Origin of the sequence: Actinomadura sp. WAC 06369 (assembly GCF_003947565.1) — a bacterium.
In the GTDB taxonomy this organism is placed as follows: Bacteria; Actinomycetota; Actinomycetes; order Streptosporangiales; family Streptosporangiaceae; genus Spirillospora; species Spirillospora rifamycini.
Genome location: NZ_QHJN01000385.1, coordinates 1 through 1015 on the forward strand (window position 1 = coordinate 1; position 1015 = coordinate 1015).

Consider the following 1015-nt stretch of genomic DNA (forward strand, 5'->3'; position numbering starts at 1 on the left):
CCTAAAGCCTCGTGCATATGCGGGCTCACTGGGATCGACTTCAAGGTGCGATCCCAGACGCCACCACCCTCAGAGATAAGGGAAGAGTCGTAGTCGCTCCAACTCGAGCGAGAAAGGTTAAAGAGACGGCGACGCTCTTGCCACGTTGTCTCAGGATCTGGGTTCGGATCGACGAAAACATGGCGGTGGTTGAAAGCAGCAACCAATTTGATGTGCCTGCTCAACAGCATGCCATTACCGAAGACATCGCCCGACATATCGCCGATGCCAACGCACGTGAAATCCTCGGTAGCCTGGTCGATCCCTAGATCTGCAAGGTGCCTAGTGACTGATTCCCACGCGCCACGGGCCGTGATACCCATCGCCTTGTGGTCGTAGCCTGCGAACCGCCAGAGGCGAAAGCGTCACCAAGCCAGAAGTGGTGTTCGGCAGCGATGGCATTTGCGGTATCAGAGAAAGTTGCTGTGCCTTTGTCGGCCGCAACAACAAGGTACGGGTCATCGCCGTCGTGACGAACCACGTCCTCAGGGGCGACGACCTTACCCTCAACAACGTTATCTGTCAGCGACAGCAACGAAGACACGAAAATGCGGTAGCACTCCTTACCTTCTGCAGCCCATTCCGCGCGATTGGTCGTTGAATCGGGTAGATGAGCAGGCACAAATCCGCCCTTGGCACCGGCCGGAACGATAACCGAATTCTTGACCATCTGCGCCTTGACCAAGCCGAGTACTTCGGTGCGAAAATCCTCGGGGCGATCGGACCATCGCAGGCCACCTCGCGCCACGGCACCAAACCTCAGGTGGGTTCCGGACACTCGTGGCGAGTTGACGAAAATCTCAAACTTGGGCCGCGGGGCCGGGGCAAAGCCGAGATCGGTAGGACGGACCTTGAAGGCCAACGCCCGTCGACCGCTCTGCCACCAGTTCGTACGGATCATAGCCCTGATGACGGCATGCATCATGCGTAAGATGCGGTCGTGGTCAAGCGAAGCCACTTCCTCAAGGTCAGTGAG

Annotated in this window: 1 pseudogene; it reads right to left on the reverse strand. The window is 57.8% G+C overall.

What is annotated here, in order from left to right:
• A pseudogene (locus DMH08_RS39600) lies at positions 1-1015 on the reverse strand (NAD-glutamate dehydrogenase domain-containing protein); the annotation flags it as partial.